At 61.8% G+C, this 17,187-nt stretch carries 15 protein-coding genes and 1 pseudogene; 6 read left to right on the forward strand and 10 right to left on the reverse strand.

The genetic code is table 11. The features are described from left to right. Window positions 1-14: 14 nt before the first annotated feature. Window positions 15-554, reverse strand: coding sequence for a L,D-transpeptidase family protein (locus AC244Q_RS28400; RefSeq protein WP_012763567.1), 540 nt, complete (start codon window positions 552-554; stop codon window positions 15-17). A 284-nt stretch (window positions 555-838) separates the two neighbouring features. Here AC244Q_RS28400 and AC244Q_RS28405 point away from each other — a divergent pair, with 284 nt between their 5' ends. Then, on the forward strand, window positions 839-1,279 hold the full coding sequence (locus AC244Q_RS28405; protein WP_012763566.1) for a response regulator: 441 nt from the start codon (window positions 839-841) through the stop codon (window positions 1,277-1,279). 67 nt (window positions 1,280-1,346) lie between these two features. Here AC244Q_RS28405 and AC244Q_RS28410 read toward each other — a convergent pair whose 3' ends face one another. Further along, the gene (locus AC244Q_RS28410) at window positions 1,347-2,087 is read right to left on the reverse strand and encodes a TetR/AcrR family transcriptional regulator (protein ID WP_041935813.1); all 741 of its coding nucleotides are present in this window, start codon (window positions 2,085-2,087) and stop codon (window positions 1,347-1,349) included. A 272-nt stretch (window positions 2,088-2,359) separates the two neighbouring features. On the opposite strand from AC244Q_RS28410, the gene AC244Q_RS28415 reads away from it, so the two are divergent. Together AC244Q_RS28415 and AC244Q_RS28420 are read left to right on the forward strand one after the other, a co-directional pair. Continuing rightward, window positions 2,360-3,559 (forward strand): multidrug effflux MFS transporter, encoded by a 1,200-nt coding sequence (locus tag AC244Q_RS28415; RefSeq protein ID WP_012763564.1) that lies wholly within the window; start codon window positions 2,360-2,362, stop codon window positions 3,557-3,559. Between the two features lie 141 nt (window positions 3,560-3,700). Continuing rightward, window positions 3,701-4,993 (forward strand): MFS transporter, encoded by a 1,293-nt coding sequence (locus tag AC244Q_RS28420; RefSeq protein ID WP_003553477.1) that lies wholly within the window; start codon window positions 3,701-3,703, stop codon window positions 4,991-4,993. A gap of 7 nt (window positions 4,994-5,000) precedes the next feature. Here AC244Q_RS28420 and AC244Q_RS28425 read toward each other — a convergent pair whose 3' ends face one another. The 5 genes and pseudogenes from AC244Q_RS28425 to AC244Q_RS28445 form a co-directional block, all read right to left on the reverse strand. After that, window positions 5,001-6,038: a LacI family DNA-binding transcriptional regulator gene (locus AC244Q_RS28425; protein WP_003553479.1), complete on the reverse strand. Its 1,038-nt coding sequence runs from the start codon at window positions 6,036-6,038 to the stop codon at window positions 5,001-5,003. 77 nt (window positions 6,039-6,115) lie between these two features. Beyond that, window positions 6,116-6,308, reverse strand: a pseudogene (locus AC244Q_RS28430) (transcriptional regulator); the annotation flags it as partial. A gap of 93 nt (window positions 6,309-6,401) precedes the next feature. Continuing rightward, a complete protein-coding gene (locus AC244Q_RS28435; protein ID WP_003553482.1) occupies window positions 6,402-6,719 on the reverse strand; it encodes a hypothetical protein in 318 nt (105 codons plus the stop codon). A 208-nt stretch (window positions 6,720-6,927) separates the two neighbouring features. After that, entirely contained in the window at window positions 6,928-8,826 is a 1,899-nt protein-coding gene (locus AC244Q_RS28440) for an ABC transporter ATP-binding protein (protein ID WP_128407040.1), read from the reverse strand. A 91-nt stretch (window positions 8,827-8,917) separates the two neighbouring features. After that, window positions 8,918-10,879 (reverse strand): ABC transporter ATP-binding protein, encoded by a 1,962-nt coding sequence (locus AC244Q_RS28445; protein WP_206641096.1) that lies wholly within the window; start codon window positions 10,877-10,879, stop codon window positions 8,918-8,920. A gap of 122 nt (window positions 10,880-11,001) precedes the next feature. On the opposite strand from AC244Q_RS28445, the gene AC244Q_RS28450 reads away from it, so the two are divergent. From AC244Q_RS28450 to AC244Q_RS28460, 3 genes are all read left to right on the forward strand, one after another. Beyond that, complete coding sequence (locus tag AC244Q_RS28450; protein WP_128407039.1) at window positions 11,002-11,619, forward strand: flavodoxin family protein; 618 nt, start codon at window positions 11,002-11,004, stop codon at window positions 11,617-11,619. Window positions 11,620-11,971: 352 nt separating this feature from the next. Continuing rightward, window positions 11,972-13,378, forward strand: coding sequence for an FAD/NAD(P)-binding protein (locus tag AC244Q_RS28455; protein ID WP_128407038.1), 1,407 nt, complete (start codon window positions 11,972-11,974; stop codon window positions 13,376-13,378). A 67-nt stretch (window positions 13,379-13,445) separates the two neighbouring features. Next, window positions 13,446-15,374, forward strand: a complete 1,929-nt coding sequence (locus AC244Q_RS28460) for a hybrid sensor histidine kinase/response regulator (RefSeq protein WP_128407037.1) — start codon at window positions 13,446-13,448, stop codon at window positions 15,372-15,374. 6 nt (window positions 15,375-15,380) lie between these two features. Here the strand turns inward: AC244Q_RS28460 and AC244Q_RS28465 are convergent, their stop codons facing one another. Genes AC244Q_RS28465 through cyoC form a run of 3 tightly spaced genes read right to left on the reverse strand, consistent with a single transcriptional unit; the run spans window position 15,381 to window position 17,187 of the window. Further along, a complete protein-coding gene (locus tag AC244Q_RS28465) occupies window positions 15,381-16,172 on the reverse strand; it encodes an SURF1 family protein (protein ID WP_128407036.1) in 792 nt (263 codons plus the stop codon). Further along, window positions 16,169-16,570, reverse strand: coding sequence for a cytochrome o ubiquinol oxidase subunit IV (cyoD, locus tag AC244Q_RS28470; protein WP_003553502.1), 402 nt, complete (start codon window positions 16,568-16,570; stop codon window positions 16,169-16,171). The genes AC244Q_RS28465 and cyoD overlap by 4 nt, the downstream gene beginning before the upstream one ends. Beyond that, a complete protein-coding gene (gene cyoC / locus AC244Q_RS28475; RefSeq protein ID WP_025397699.1) occupies window positions 16,567-17,187 on the reverse strand; it encodes a cytochrome o ubiquinol oxidase subunit III in 621 nt (206 codons plus the stop codon). The genes cyoD and cyoC overlap by 4 nt, the downstream gene beginning before the upstream one ends.

A 17,187-nucleotide genomic window follows, 5' to 3' on the forward strand; every position in this document is an offset into this window, starting at 1 on the left:
GTTCGTCACAACCTTCAGGGCATAATGTCTATGGGGGTGTGGTTGGGGACACGAGCCCAAATCTCACGCATCTCGGCGTTGGTGACCGCAATACATCCATCCGTCCAATCCCACAGTTGATGGGCATTTCCGAATAGGCCCCAGCCATTGGGAAGTCCGTGGATCATGATATTGCCGCCGGGAGGAAAGCCACCGGCTTCAGCGTTGCGCCGATCATCAGGGTCTGGATATGAAATGTGCAGGCTCAGATGCGCCATCGACTTCGGATTGCGCCAGTCTATCTCATAACGCCCTTCAGGCGTTTTCTCGTCACCTTCTCGTTGCTTGGGACCCTCATCGGCCGCCTGCCCAAGAGAAATCCGGTATGTTGAGATGGGGGTATCGCCTTTGAGAAGGACCATGCGACGTTCGGTTTTATAAACGCGAATGCGGTCAGCCTGTTGCTCCAACGGCGCATCTGGAGGTGGTGAGCCGGCGCCGATCCTGGCCATCAATTTCGTGTAAGCGAACAAGCTGACGACCACGGCGGCTAAAATGACAAATTTGTTTCTCAACCTGGTCCTCGTCTTCAAGCTCACCGAATGGCTAATACTGCCTTATCGCGTCCCCATTCAGAAGGTGCGCGGTTGAAACTGAGCACGATTGGGCGCCACCTTTTTTCTTAAGCTTCTTTATTCTTAAGAATTTGTCAACGTTAACAATATCTTAAATACAAGAAACGGCGTTTCACCGCGGAACATATCGCCAAGTTGCCCGTTACCGCCGTGAGTTTCGCGTCGGATAGGCTGCCGGAGCGGATCCCTCTTTCGGAGTATAGGCGTAACCAAGGGGACGTATCATGGCCACCAATGTCGTGCGGCGCTGGCAACGAGATGATCTGATGAAACAGAGAGTATTGATCGTCGAAGATGAATTCCTGATCGCCCTCGATCTCGAGGCGACGGTGGAAGGTATGGGCATGCAGGTGGCGGGCCTTGCCAATGATTGCGAACAGGCGCTGCGGCTGGCGCCGCTTGCCGATATCGCTTTGGTCGACGTCAATCTCGCCGACGGCCCGACCGGGCCCGAAATCGGCCGGCGGCTGGCGCAGGAGCATGGCATTGCCGTCGTCTTCATGACCGGCAATCCCGAAGTGGTGGCTGACGGCGTCAAGGGCGCGGTCGGCGTGGTCCAGAAGCCGGTCCTGCCTTCGGTTGTCGAACAGCTGGTGAAATATCTTGCCGCGCGCCGCGTCGGCATGTTCGCGGTCGTACCCTCACAAATGACGGTCTTTGCCTGATCGCATGGGCTTGATCGGGTGGGAATGATGGGCCTGATCGGTAGGACCCGATCGTACAAGGGCCTGATCAGCCGGATATGGCTGCGAGCTGCGGCGGTTGGCCGGCCTTTTCCGCCTCCGGCTTGCCATAGGCTTTGAGAAAGGTATGGACGGCGTTGCGCGCCGCCTTTTCCAGTTCTTCGTCGGTGGGTGTGCCGCCGAGAAGGATCATCATCTGCAGATCGGCATTGCCGAGCGCCACGAACTGCCGCGCGGCGACGTCGAAATCGTCGATGGCGAGCGTCCCCTTATGGGCAAGCCGCCCGAAAAGTGCTGACAGTGCCGTGGTGAGCTTGCCCGGCCCCTGCTGGCGCCAGCTTTCGAAGAGGTGCGGATATCGCTCGCCTTCGGTCTGCACCAGCTTGCGCAGGAACTTTCCGTCGTGGTTGCAGATGCAGTTCTTGTTGAGGCGCACGGCGAAGGCCGTCAGCTCGTCTTCGAGATTGTCGGCGCGCTCAGGAAAGGTCGACAGCACCGAGAAGAGCATGGCGTTGGCGCGGTTCATGACGTCTTCGACGACGGCGACGAACAGCGTTTCCTTCTCGCGATAGTGATTGTAGATCGTCTGGCGGGATACGCAGGCGACAGCGGCGATCTCGTCGATGCTGGCGCCGGCAAAACCCTGGCGACAAAATACGTCTGCCGCGGCATCGAGGATCGACATGCGCTTGGCGCATTGTCCGCGCTGCGTATGCCCCGTCATTCGGACTGCCGGTGTCATGCGTTCTTTCATGAGAGCGAAGATAAGACGTCTTGACGTTTTAGACAATGGCGTCTAATTTTACATCTGTGTCCAAATTTATTGACACTCCTGGTTTCGCGCTGAGATATGAGCTCCCAACTTCGTCTTCGCGCGAACGATCATCATTGAACCCGCGCATCGGCCCGAAAATCGGAACCGATTTTAGGAAAGCACGATGCGTAGACTTAAAGTGTCAGAGCGTCCTTGTGCGTCCGAGAGGACGCACGCCGCTTTTAAGAGCCAATGCCGCGGAGCGACGATCCGGTATCTCCGCTGCGCTTTTATGAAAGATCACCATTATGACGGCTCCCTTCTTTCGCATTGCCCTCATTCTCGGCCTTCTGTCGGCCATCGGGCCTTTTGCCATCGATATGTATCTGCCTGCGCTGCCGTCCATCGGCCAGGACCTGCATGCCGATAACAACGTCACCCAGCTCACTCTTCTCGCCTTCTTCATCTCCTTTGCGCTCGCCCAGTTGGTCTATGGTCCGCTGTCGGACATGTGGGGCCGCAAGCTACCGCTCTATCTCGGCATCGGCCTCTTTTCCGTCGCCTCGATCGGCTGCGCGCTGGCGACCGATATCGAAACGCTGATCGCCTTCCGTTTCGTTCAGGGTATCGGCGGTGCCGCCGGCATGGTCATCCCGCGCGCCATTGTCCGCGACATGCATACCGGCGTCCAGGCCGCCCGCCTGATGTCGCTGCTGATGCTGGTCTTTTCGATTTCGCCGATCCTGGCGCCGCTGACGGGCAGCGCCGTCATCGAGTTTTACGGTTGGCGCGGCGTATTCTGGGCCGTGACCATCGCCGCCTTCATCGGCCTCGTCCTGCTCGCCACCCAGCTTGACGAAACCCGTTCGCCGGCCGAACGCAGCGGCAGCGGGCTGAAGAGCGCTATGGCTGCCTACCGCCTGCTGCTTGGCGACCGCAACTTCCTGACGCTGACCTTCATCGGCGGCCTCGGCATTTCGAGCTTCCTGGTCTATCTCGCCAACTCGCCCTTCGTGCTGATCCAGCATTACGGATTGACGCCGACGCAATACAGTTTCGCCTTCTCAATCAATGCCGTCTCCTTCTTCGCGGTATCGCAGGCGACGGGCTGGCTCGGCGAGCGTTTCGGCCTCGTCCGCGTCATGCGCATTGCGGTCAGCGTTTTTGCCCTTGCCATGGTCGTCATGGCGGTGGTGATGGCTGCCGGCTTCAACCAGTTGCCTGTCCTGGCGACCTTCCTGTTCATCGGCTACGGCTTCCTCGGCCTCGTCATCCCGACGAGCGCGGTGCTCGCCCTTGAGGATCACGGCGAGATCGCCGGCACCGCCTCGTCGCTGATGGGCACGCTGCATTTCGTGATCGCCGCCGTCGCCATGGTCATATCGAGCGTCTTCTTCGACGGCACAGCCGTTCCGATGGCCGCCGGCATCGCGCTCTGCGCCTTCGCAGCCTTCGTGCTGACCCAGGCAACGATCGGCCGCCGCACCGCCGTCGCCCCAGCTGAATGATCTGAAGCCAGGCCGCACCCGGTGTCCGGGTGCGGCCATATGATCCGGTCGCGGCCCCCGAGAAAATGCAACGCGCAATTGATTATCGGCTGGCCGCTCTATCTACGCCGTGACGAAGCATGGTCATACCGGAGGATACTTATGGTCGACGAGAAGCGGCTGATCTCGAAAATCACCTGGAAGCTGATGCCGTTTCTCGGCATTCTCTATCTCATCGCCTATATCGATCGGCAGAACGTCAGTTTCGCCAAGCTGCAGATGGTCGATGCTCTCGGAATGAGCGAATATGCCTATGGTCTCGGCGCTTCGCTGTTCTTCATCGGCTACTTTCTCTTCGAGGTGCCGAGCAACCTCTTCCTCGACAAGCTCGGCGCCCGTGTCTGGTTCGCGCGCATTCTGGTCTCGTGGGGCATCGTTACTATCGCGCTCGCCTTCACGCAGAATGCGACGATGTTCTATATCCTGCGCTTTCTGCTTGGTGTCTGCGAAGCCGGCTTCTTTCCCGGCGTCCTCTATCTGCTGACGCTGTGGTTTCCCTCGGCCTATCGCGGCAGGATGGTCGGGCTGTTCATGATCTTCAGTGCCATCGCCAATGCCGTCGGTGCGCCGCTCGGCGGCGTGCTGCTCGATCTCGACGGTCTTTACGGTTTTGCCGGCTGGGAGTGGGTCTTCCTGGCCACCGGCGTTCCGGCTGTGATCGCCGGCATCGTCACCTTCTTCTATCTTCCCGGCCGGCCTGAAAACGCAAGCTTCATGAGCGGCGAGGAGAAGGATTGGCTCGAACGAAGGCTCACTTCCGAAAATGCCGGCATGGGCGAGCACGCCGGAAACGGTTTCAAGGCGCTCATCGACCCGCGTGTCCTGCTGATGGCGCTCTGCTATATCGCCTTTCCGCTTTCGGCCTATGGCCTCAGCTATTGGCTGCCGACAATCGTCAAGGCTTTCGGCGTCAGCAACACGGTGAACGGCTTCCTCAACATCATTCCCTGGGTGCTGGTCGCGATCGCGCTCTATGTCGTTCCCACCATGGCCGACAAGGCGCAATCGAAGACGCCCTATATCGTCATTCCGGCTTTCATCGGCGCCGCCTGCCTGCTGCTTTCGGCGCTGATCCCGAACCACACTTTGCAATTCGCCTTCCTCTGCGTTGCCGCAGCCGGGATCTTCGCGCCCCAGCCGGTGTTCTGGAGCCTGCCTTCACGCTTCCTCAAGGGCGCGGGGGCTGCGGCGGGCCTTGCCGCCATCAATTCGGTTGGAAATCTTGGCGGTTTCGTCGCCCAGAACGTCGTGCCCTGGATCAAGGAAGCAAGCGGCAGCACGATCGCGCCGATGTTCTTCCTGGCCGCCTGCCTGGCTGCCGGAGCCCTCTTGGTTTTCGTCGTCACGCGTCAGCTGTCGCACAGGGAGCATTCGGCAGCTGCGAGCGGGGTTTGAGGCCGCTTCAGGCCGTCAACATGAAAGCGTCGCTTTCGCCTGGAACGAGTTCCAGCGGCCAGATCCTGTTGCGGGCGCCCTGCGGATAATGATCGGCATAGGCCGGCATGGTGGCGAGCAGGGTTTCGCCGAGCTGCGCACCAAGATCGCGCAGCGACATGCGAAAGGATGTCAGCGTCGGCTGCAGGAAAAGCGTGCGCGGCTCCTCGCGGAAACCGACCACGGCGAGGTCACGGCCGGGCACGACGCCGGCCTCGGCAAGCCGGCGGTAAAGCCCGATCGCCATCAGTTCGTGGATCAGGATGATCGCGGTTGGCCGCTCTCCGATCATCAGCAATTCATGGCCGGCCTGATAACCGCCCTGTTCGCTCGACTTGACCCGGATGACGAGGGCCGGGTCGAAGGGGATGCCGTGCCGTTGCAGTGCCTGGCGGTAGGCGTCGAGGAAGAGGTAGCCGAGATTGATGTCGGAGGAGGGGACAGCCACGGCGATCCGCCGGTGCCCTTTGGCGACCAGCCGGTCGACACCGCGCGTCGCCACGCCCTCGAAATCGAGATCCATCCAGGTGTAGCTGCCGCCCGACGCGCTGCGGCCAAGCGCCACGAAGGGGATGCGGGCCTTTTCCAGAAGCTCGATGCGCCGGTCGGTGCGTCGTGTCGCAGAGATGATCAGCGCGTCGACAAGCCGGCGCGCCACCATGCGCTTCAGATATTCATGCGGGTCCTCGTCATCGGGGCAGGGCAGCATGACGAGATCGAGCTTGTGGCGGGAAAACACCCTCTGCAGGCCGTCAGTGACGCCAAGGAAGAAGTCGTCGCTGTTTTCGACCGTCTCGCGGCTCACTTCGAGCATCAGCCCGATGACGTTGGTCGTGCCCTGGCGAAGGCTGCGGCCCGATTGGTTGGCGACGTAACCGAGTTCCTCGGCGGCGGCGAGCACGCGCCGGCGCGTTTCGTCGTTGACGTCGGGCTTGCCGTTCAGCGCACGGGACACCGTTCCGATCGAAATGTCGAGATGCTCGGCGAGCTGGCGGATACCCTTCATCTGCGTCGATCTTCCTCCCGGGTCACGCGTCAACCCTTCTTGCCACAGGATGGCGCCTGCGAAAAGCCGTGGGAGGGTCAAGGTCTGAAGCTCTGGCGGATCACGAGCTGCGGAAATGACGCGTTCGCAACCCGGAGGCAGGCCCGGGTTTTCAAGCCGCCGCTCCATCAGCTCGAAGGCGCGCTGCGCCATGGTCAGCGGATCCTGGGTGGGCAGCTGATAGCTCACCCAGGAGGATTCCGGCACGTCGTCGAAGCGGATCAGGATGACAACAGACCGCATGCCGGCCGTAATTTTTTGCAGAAAAAAGCCGAGGCTGCGGCAGGCAACCTCGGCCGAGAGATCAAATCAACGTTCCCGTGTTTACTCGCAGACCCGCACGGTTTCGGCGTGATAGCCGCCGTCATAGCGGTTGCGGACGTCGCGGTCCTCATACCAGCATCTCGGCTGGGGTTCGACATAGCGGGGGCTCTCCACATAACGAGGGCCTTCGTCAACGTAGCGAGGGCCGCCATTGGCGATTGCGCCGCCGATCAGGCCGCCGACGACGCCCGCGGCAACGCCGCCGGCGATGATTCGGCCAGTATTGTCGTGATGACGGTGATCGCGTGCGGCAGCAGGCTGAATAGCCGATCCAACAAGGGCCGTCGCGATCAACAGGCTGCTAATAACTCTTTTCATGACATTCTCCTCAGTGGCACTCGCCCCAGATAAGAGAGAAATGCGGCAGCAACGCGTTGGTTCGTTCAAACTTTGCGACAGGCATTAATGCACGCCCTAAACGAGAGCGCCGTGCGTCTTTACGGCAGCACAAACGACGCTCTAACACTTTCAATCCTCGCATCGTGCTTTCCGAAAATCGGCTCCGATTGTCGGAAACCACGATGCGCTAGGTCGCCGATTCCGCTGCCGTCGTCTCTTCCAGCACGTCTTCGGGAATGTCGTCGAAGGAGGAGTAGTTCAGATTGTAGAGCTTGGAATAGAGTTTGCCGTTCTTCATCAGCTGGCGGTGGTTGCCGCTTTCGATGACTTCGCCGTTCTGCAGCACGATGATGCGGTCCGCCTCGCGGATCGTCGCAAGCCGATGGGCGATGACGAGGCCGGTGCGGTTTTCGAGCAGCTTCACCAGCGCCTTCTGGATCAGCATCTCGGTATAGCTGTCGATATTGGCCGTCGCCTCGTCGAGCACGAGGATCTTTGCGTCCGCCACCAATGCGCGGGCAAAGCTCAACAGCTGGCGCTGGCCGAGCGAAAGGTTGCCGCCGCGCTCGCCGAGAACGCTGTCGTAACCATCGGGCAGGCGCATCACGAAGTCATGCGCGCCGACGGCCTTTGCCGCCTCGATCACCTGCTCGCGCGTCGCCTCCAGCTTGTGGTAGCGGATGTTTTCGAAAACGGTGCCGGTAAAGAGGAAGGGTTCCTGCAGCACCATGGCGATCTGCGCTCCGAGCGAATCCTGCGTCAGATGACGCACATCGTCGCCGCCGACCAGCACCTGGCCCTGCTGCACGTCGTAAAAGCGATGGATCAGCGACATGCAGCTCGACTTGCCGGACCCTGTCGGGCCGACCAGTGCCACCGTCTCGCCGGGATTGACCTTGAAGCTGACATGCTTCAGCACCGGATGTTTCGGATTGTAGCCGAAGACGACGTCCTTGAATTCCACCGAGCCGTCCATGTCGCGCGACAAGGCCTTGGCATCGGGCGCGTCCTTGATGTCGACAGGTACGTCGAGCACTTCGGTCAACCGCTGGCCAGACGCCATGGCGCGCTGCATCACCGAATATTGCAGGGTCAGTGAACGGATCGGGTCGAAGAAGCGCTGGATGTAGAACAGGAAGGCGACGAGCACGCCGACATCGAGCGCCTGATTGAGGACGCGGGCGCCGCCGACGACGATGACGAGCGCCATCGCCACGCCGGTCAGGCTGTCGACGATCGGCACCATCACCTGCGCATAGCGCGCCGCCGTCAGATGCGTCTGCAAGTTGGCATGCGCCTTGTCGTCGTAAAGCGTGAAGTTGACGCCCTGCCTGTCCATGCTTTGGACCGCACGCACACCGTGGATCGCTTCGGCGAGGGCGCCGGCGGCAATCGAATTGGTCTCGTGCGCGGCCATGAAGGATTTGCGCGCCAGCGGCAGCCAGAACAGCCGGACGATAAACAGTACCGGCAGCACCGAGAGCGTCAGCAGTCCCAATTTGAAATCGAGATAGAGCATGACGAAGACGATGCCGAAGAGCAGCACGATGTCTCCGACTGACAGCACCGAGGTTTCGAGGAATTCCTGCATCGAGTTGACGTCGCCCTGCAGCCGCGACATCAGCCGGCCCACTTCGGTCTTGTCCATGAAGGAGAGCGAGACGTGCTGAAGATGCGAAAACATCGCCTTGCGGATATCGAAGAGCACGTCCTCCGCCACGCCGCCGACCAGCGTCTCCTGCGCGTAGCTCGCTGCATAATTGATTGATATGGCGATGGAAAAGGCGACGATCGACCAGGCCAGCGCCGAGTGGTTGCCGCCCGGGGACATGCCGTGGTCGATGGCATAGCGGATGATCAGCGGGATGGTGAGCTGCATCATCGTGAAGGTCAAAACGGCAACGACCGACCACACGACCTGGCGGCGATAGGGGTGAACGAAACCCCAGATGCGTTTGACGATATTGCCGTCGAAGGCCTTGCCGAACATCTCCTCCTCGACGCGATGCGAACCGACCACCGCCCGCGGCGGGCGGCGTCCATCCTCGCGAACGTCGGGACGCTCGGTTTCCAGTTCCTCGGCCATGCCATTCCTCCCGCGGCCATCACGTCCGGTGGCCTGCATAGTCATTGCTTGTCCGCTCTTCTCCCCGGTGGGCAGAAGAAGGGAATTCCTGCTAGGCGCTCAAGACCTCGTCGCCCGGCCGCACCTGTAGCTCGTAAAGCGCCTTGTAGCGCCCGCCCAGCGACAGCAGCGCCTCATGCGTGCCGCGCTCGACGATCCGGCCGTCTTCGACGAACAGGATCTGGTCGGCATGCATCAGCGAACTCAGGCGGTGAGCGACGATGATCGTCACGCGGTCGGCGGCGTAGCGGCGCATGGCGCCGCGAATGCGCTGCTCGGTGGCCGCATCGATTGCCGCCGTCGAATCGTCGAATATCATCACTGCCGGTTTCAGCATCAGCGCGCGGGCGATCGAAAGACGCTGCCGCTGGCCGCCCGACAGCGAAACGCCGCGCTCGCCGACGACGGTGCCGTAACCTGTCGGAAGGCCGAGCACGTAATTGTGCAGCTGGGCGCTTTCGCTGGCGCGTTCGATCCGGCCTTCCTTCGCCCACGGGTCGCCATAGGCGATGTTGTTTTCGATCGTCGTCGTGAACAGGAAGGAATCCTGCTGCACGACGGCAACCGCCCGGCGCAGCGATTGCAGCGTCGCCTTGCGGATGTCCTGGCCGTCGATGGTGATCTTGCCGCCGCTGACGTCGTAAAAGCGGGGGATAAGATGGGCAATGGTCGACTTGCCGCTGCCGGGAGGCCCGACGATGCCGATCGTCTGGCCGCGCCTGGCTTCGAAGGAGACATCGTCAAGAACGGTGCGCTTTTCAGAACCCGGATAGGCGAAGCTGACGTTTTCGAAGCGCAGCACGCCGTCGGTAAGGTTCAGCTCCTTCGCATCCGGCGCATCCTTGATCGCGACGTCGAGGTCGAGCAGGGCAAAGAGGCGCGAGCCGCAGGTGGAGGCGCGGGCAAAAGCATTGACCATCAGGCCGAGCTGGCGCACCGGCATCTGCAGGATGGTCATGAAGGTCAGGAACGAGGCCAGCGTGCCGACGGTGATTTCGCCCGACATCACCTTGCCGCCGCCGACCCACAGAACCAGGCCCATCGCCGCGAAGAAGGAAAGGGTCATGGCGCTGGTGTTGGTGACGCGGATGCCGACGCGCTGATGGGCGAGTGCCAGCGCGCTCTTCGACGCGGCCTCGAACTTCGAAATCTCGTGTTGGTGGGCGGCAAAGGCGCGCACGACGCGGATGCCGCCGAGATTTTCCTCCATGATGCGGGTCAGCACCGAAAGCCGCTCCTGCAGGTCGAGCCAGGTGGCGCGCAGCTTGAGCTGCGTCACCGACGAGCGCCAGCCGACAAAGGGCACGAAACTCATCGCCAGCAGGCCGAGCAGGATATCGGTCGACAAGAGCATATAGGCGCCGATGCCGATCAGGATCGACAGCAGGATCATCCGGACGAGTGCGGTGGAAAAGTACATCCGCACGCCTTCGAGATCGAGCAGGCCGACGGTGATCAGGTCGCCGGAATGCACGGTGTCATGAAAGCTGAAAGAAAGTCGCTGGATCTTCTCGTAGCAGGCCAGCCGCAATTCGTAGCCGATGTGATGGCCGACGGCTTCGCTGTAATAGTTCTGGACCATGGTGAAGAGGCCGCGCAGCACGCTGGCGCCAAGCAGCAGCAGCGCCGTGGTCAAAAGCGCGTCCTGTGCCGCCTGGCCCGCGGCACCGCCGGTCATCGCCATCTGCGTGTGGTCGACGGCGTGGCCGAGAAGGCGCGGGATCATCAGCTGGAAGGTCGAGGCGACCAGCGTGGCGCCGATCGCAAAGCCGGATTGCCAGGGGTGGCGGAAGGCCATCATGGTGATACGCACCAATGTGAAGAGGCCTCGGCCCCAGCCTGCCGCAGTTGCAAGCGCCATCGAAGCCGAAGGCTTCGTCGCGCGTGTTAACGCATCGCTGCTCACGGTATTTTTTCCAATAGATGTGTGGTCGGACGCTGGCCCGAAAAGACGGCAAATCCATGAAGGGATTGATAGCATCTTCACTTTTGCCGATTCCATTTGGGGGTTCAAGTAAAGAATTCACCAGTTGGTTATTTTTACGTGAGGTCGCCTCGCATCCGGGCGGGAACAATCTGCGCGCGAACGGGTTGCAGCAGGCGAACGCCAACCGCCGACCGCTACCGGAGAGAGCCATGCCGCTCAAAGCCCTCGCCCTCAACGCCACGCTGAAGACCAGCGACGCCAAGGACGCGTCCTCGACCGACCGGATGATCGGTCTGATCGACAAGGCGATGTCCGCTCACGGCGTCGTGACCGAAGTGCTTCGCCTCGCCGATTTCAACGTCAAGCCGGGCGTCACCTCCGACGAAGGCGCCGGCGATGACTGGCCTGATATTCGCGCCAAGGTGCTCTCCGCCGATATCCTGCTGATGGCGACGCCGATCTGGCTAGGTCAGCCATCCAGTGTCTGCAAGCGGGCGCTGGAGCGCATGGACGCCTTCCTCGAGGAGACGGACGATGAGGGCCGCATGGTCTCCTATGGCAAGGTCGCGACGGTTGCCGTCGTCGGCAATGAGGACGGCGCCCATCATGTGTCGGCCGAGCTCTTCCAGGCGCTGAACGACGTCGGTTTCACCATTCCGGCCAATGCAGTCGCCTATTGGGTTGGCGAGGCAATGGGGTCCACCAATTTCGTCGATCTCGACAAGGTGCCGAAGGTCGTGACCAATGCCGTCGACATGCTGGCCCGCAACATGGCGCATCTGGCGGGCCTGCTGAAGGCAAAACAATATCCGGGCGAGGGCAGTTGAGGCCGCTGCCAATCTGACATTTTTAAGTTCAATTCCCGGCTCGGGGAGCACAGGTCGACCGAGCTTCCACGGAATACGTCTAAATTATGTTTTATTTCAATATCTTGCAGATAAGTGGCAACAAACCTCTTGCCACCTGCGCCATTTAGCGCTTTCATACACTACCAGTTTGATAGACTATGGACGAGCGTGCTTGCTCCCCTAGTTTCGTTGCGGGGCCGCTGGTTCGGAGCCCGATGACGCGGCAGGTGTTGTGAATGGCCGCATGAACCTCATCAACGCGTGAACCACTGTTTTATGCGTTGAAACCTCGATCGACCCAGGGTGCGGATGAAGCCGCAAAGGAGTTGCGATGACGGTTCAGGGACTTTTTTCCGCCAGAGCCAATGCGGCGGCGCAGATATCAGCCGTGCCGCGCATTGCGATCGTCGGGCGCGGCTTTTCCGGGATGATGACGGCCATCGCATTGATGAAGACAGTGCGCGCCCCCTTCCACCTCCAGCTGTTCGATCCGAATTCGTCGGTCAGCGGTGGGCAGGCGCTGGCCTCGGTGCGTTCCTCGACGATCCTCAACACCCGTGTCCGGGATCTCTCGGTCTCGGTCGGCGACAATGACGATTTCAACGACTGGCTCTGCAGCAACGCCGCTTTCCGCGCCGCCGTGCCGGCCGCCATCCCCGGATTCCGGCAGATCTTCGTGCCGAAGGAGATCTTCAGCGATTATGTCTACCAGCGCTTTTCGGAAGCACTGGCCGCGCGCAGGGACATCACCGTCCAGGTCTGCAACGATCCGGTCGTGGCGATCCGCAGGAGCCACGGCAACCGCTTCCTGCTCGAAAGCGCCAATCCCGCCAATCCCCTGTTCGATACCGTCATCCTCGCCACCGGCTACGGGCTGACGGCGCCCGATGCCGGCGGTGAGGACGCTTCGCCGGTCAGGGCCCAGCGCCTCGTCGCGCGGCCGCATGCGGTGCTGTTCGGCAGCGGCATCCGCGTCGTCGACCAGCTGCTGCAGCTGCGCGATTCCGGTTATGCCGGCCAGGTGACGATCGTTTCGCGGCGCGGCTTCCTGCCGCAGAGCCATACGCCGAATTCCGCCGATCCGGTCTTCCCGGCCGAAGCGCTGCCGCAGAGCCTGCCGGAGATCGTCCGCTTCATCCGTGAAGCCTGTCGCGAGGCGGAGGAAGCCGGGCGAAGCTGGCAATCGGTGATGAACGGCCTCAGAAAACATGCCCGCTCGCTTTGGCGCTCGCTGCCGGCCCGCGACAAGCATCAATTCAACCGCCACCTCAGGGCAATCTACGACAGCCATCGCAACCGCCTGCCGGAGGCCATGCACCTGCGCCTGAAACGCGAGCTCGCCGAAGGCCGCACGGTGCTGCGCCGCGGCCGGGCCGGCCGCCGGGGCCTGAGCGGCCTGTTCTTTACGCCGGCCGGTTCCGCCGGCGAAGAGGTCATCCATGCCGAGCGCATCATCGATTGCCGCTGCCAGGCGCCTGACCTATCAGCGCCGTTGATGCAGAGCCTGCTTTCCGCTGGCCTTGCCATGCCGGACGAGCTATCGCTCGGGCTCGCGGTCAATGCGCGCGGCGAACCCTTCCTTGAGGACGGTTCGACGGTGGCCGGGCTCTTTGCCGTCGGGCCGCTCGGCCTCGGCAGCCTGCCCGATATCGATCTTGTGCCGGAGATCGTCTCGCAGGCCTATGCCGCTGCCGAGCGCGTTGGCGAGCGGTTCTACCCACAGGTCAAGGCCGTTTGAAATTACACTGCTTCGGAACTATCCGCCCCGTGCTGCGTTATAAAGCGCTGGTGACTCAGAGGGGCATATGGAAGTGCTAGATCGACATGACACGTCTCTCGACGAAGAGGGACGCTTTCGCCTTTTGGTCGATGCCATTACCGACTACGCTATTTATATGCTGAGCCCCGAAGGCATCGTCACCAGCTGGAACGCCGGCGCCCAGCGCTTCAAAGGCTACAAGCCTTCCGAAATTCTCGGCGAGCATTTTTCGCGTTTCTATCTCGAAGAGGACCGTGCCGCGGGGCTACCGCAGCGCGCGCTGGCCACGGCCGAGGAGCACGGCCGGTTCGAGGGAGAAGGCTGGCGCCGGCGCAAGGATGGCAGCCGCTTCTGGGCGCATGTGGTCATCGATCCGATCCGCCGTCCCTCCGGCGAGCTCATCGGCTATGCCAAGATCACCCGCGACCTGACCGAACGCCGGGCCGCCGAAAACGCGATCCGCCAGAGCGAGGAACAGTTCCGCCGGTTGGTCCAGGGCGTCTCGGACTATGCGATCTACATGCTCGATCCCGTTGGCAATGTCAGCAGTTGGAACTTCGGCGCCGAGCGGATCAAGGGCTATCGGCCGCAAGAAATCATCGGTCAGCATTTCTCGACCTTCTATACTCCCGAAGACCGCGAAGCCGGTCTGCCGGAGACCGCGCTCGGCATCGCGCGCGCCGAGGGCCGGTTCGAGAGGGAAGGCTGGCGCGTGCGCAAGGACGGCACCCGTTTCTGGGCCAGCATCGTCATCGACGCCATCCGCGACGAGGAAGGCGATGTGTTGGGTTTTGCGAAGATCACCCGCGATATCACCGAGAAGATGGAGACCCAGCGGGCACTGGAGCAGGCGCGCGAAGAGCTCTTCCAGTCGCAGAAGATGGAGGCGATCGGTCAGTTGACCGGTGGTATCGCCCATGATTTCAACAATCTGCTGATGGCCGTCCTCGGCAGCCTTGAAATCCTCAAGAAACGCATGCCGCAGGATCTCGCGCTGACATCGCTTGTTGATAATGCCATGCAGGGCGCCCAGCGCGGTGCCGCGCTGACGCAGCGCATGCTGGCCTTTTCCCGCCGCCAGGAACTGCACATGGAGCCGATCGACGTCTCCGGTCTGGTCCGCGGGATGATGGATATGCTGAGCCGTTCGCTCGGTCCCCTGACCATGATCGAGACCTCTTTCCCCGTCAGGCTACCGACGATCCTGACCGATCCGAACCAGCTGGAGATGGCGATCCTGAACCTTGTCGTCAACGCCCGCGACGCCATGCCGTCCGGCGGCCGGATTGTGCTTCGCGCATCCGAGGAATCGCTGCCATCAGGCAAGGGCCAGCTGCCGCCCGGCCGTTATGTCCGTATAGCGGTGATCGACGAAGGCGAGGGCATGGACGCCAAGACGCTGGAGCAGGCGATCACGCCGTTCTTCACCACCAAGGGTGTCGGCAAGGGCACTGGTCTCGGCCTTTCCATGGTGCAGGGCCTTGCATCCCAGTCCGGTGGCCGCCTGATGATGAAGAGCAGCCTTGGCGAAGGCACGACGGCCGAATTGTGGTTCCCGGTCGCACTTGCCGAACAGGTGACCGAGGCCGCTGCCGAGCGGCCGCAACAGGTGGAAAATGCGCCGCGCCGGCTACGCATCGTCGCCGTCGACGACGATGGTCTGGTCCTGATGAATACGACGCTGATGCTGGAGGATCTCGGCCATACCGTGTTCGAGGCGATGGCGGGTCCCGAAGCGCTCGACATCCTGCGCGAGCAGCAGGTGGACCTGGTGATTTGCGACCATGCCATGCCGCGCATGACCGGCGCGCAGCTCGCTGAGGCGATCCGCAAGGATTGGCCCGACATGCCGATCATCCTCGCAACCGGTTATGCCGAAATCCCAGAAGGCGCCGGCATTGCCAATCTGCCACGCCTCGGCAAGCCGTTCTCGCAAGCGCAGCTCGTCGAGGCGATCAGCCGGGTCGCTTCATAAGGACAATCACTGCTGCCTTATGCGAGTGGCCCTCTCGCCGCGAAGAATGAACACCAGCAATGCCAGCACCATCGCCGCCAGCCCATACCAGGTGATCGCGTAGAGGAGATGGTTGTTGGGGAAAGCGATGACGGTCAGGCCGCCGACAGGCAGGCCTTTCGGGTTGGCGGTGGCATCAGCGTCGATGAAATAGGGCGCGACCGTACCGACGCCGCGCTTTTGCGCGATCGCCGCGACGTCGCGCGAATACCAGCGGTCAGCGGCGACGTCATTGGATTTGAGCAGCGATCCCTTCGGCTCCGTCATCCGCATCAGCCCGGAAATCTCGACCGGGCCTGACACTTCGCCCTCGCGTCGTGAAGCCGGGTCGCGCCTCTCGGTCGGCACGAAGCCGCGATTGACGAGGATTGATGTCCCGTCGGCAAGTGTCAGCGGTGTCATCACCCAATAGCCCGGCCCAAGCACGGTCGAGGCATAGACCAGTGTTTCCTTGTCGTTCGCCAGCATCCCGGCCGCGGTCACCCGCCGGTATTCGTCATCAGTGGCATTGATCTTGTTCCAGTCGGCGCGTGCCGGTGCCGGCACGGGTGGTGCATGCACACGCTGGTCGACGCGGGCGACGAGGTCGCGTTTCCAGGCCAGCCGCTCGACCTGCCAGGTGCCGAGTGCCGCGAGTGCCGCGGCAAGCAGTATCAGGCAGACGGCGAAGATCGCGCGTTTTGCCCGATGACGCCGTCGATCCGATTTTTCCGAGGACGCCTGCGGGTGGCGCTGCCGCCGCCCCTTCGTCGTCGTCACGGCATGTTCTTCATCATCTCGGGGCTCATCGGCATCATGTTGGTGTTGAGATGATGCATGACCCAGAGCGAACCGGAGAGCGCGATGGCAACGATGATGAGGGTGAAAATCAGCGCCATGATCGTCCAGCCGCCCTCGCTCCTGGTATTCATGTGCAGGAAGAAGATCATATGGACGACGATCTGGATCGCGCCGAGGCCCATCACCAGCACCGCCGTCACCGCCGGGCTTTCGAAGACGCCTGACATGACCAGCCAGAAGGGAATGGCGGTCAGGATGATGGAGAGCACGAAGCCCGTCATGTAGCTGCGGAATGTGCCATGGCCGGCCTGATGGCCGTGGCTGTGGCCGTGATGAGCCTCGTGGGCATCTTCGTGGGCAGGTGCTTGCGAACTCATCCGAGAACTCCCAGCAGATAGACGAAGGAAAAGACGCCGATCCAGACGACGTCGAGGAAGTGCCAGAACATCGAAAGGCACATCAGGCGGCGGCGGTTGGCCTCGATCAGCCCGTGCATCGACACCTGCACCATCAGCGTGATCAGCCAGATGATGCCGAAGGTGACATGCAGGCCGTGCGTGCCGACCAGGGTGAAGAAGGAGGAGAGGAAGGCGCTGCGCGTCGGCCCGGCGCCTTCGTGGATCAGGTGGATGAACTCGTAGAGTTCGAGCCCGATGAAAGCCGCGCCGAACAGGCCGGTCACACCAAGCCAGAATAGCGTTTCCGCCTTGGCGTTGCGCTCCATCTGCAGCATCGCGAACCCGTAGGTGATCGACGAAAACAGCAGCATCGAGGTGTTGAGGGCAACGATCGGCAGGTCGAAGAGGTCGGCGGGCGACGGGCCGGCGGCATAGTTGCGGCCGAGCACGCCGTGCGTTGCAAACAGCACCGCGAAAATCAGGCAGTCGCTCATCAGGTAGAGCCAGAAGCCGAGATTGGTGCTGTTCTCAGGATGATGGTCTTCCGTCAGGTAGAATTCAGGCTTTTCGGCCGTGTCGATAGTCTGATCGCTCAT

Source organism: Rhizobium sp. CB2179 (assembly GCF_057653455.1).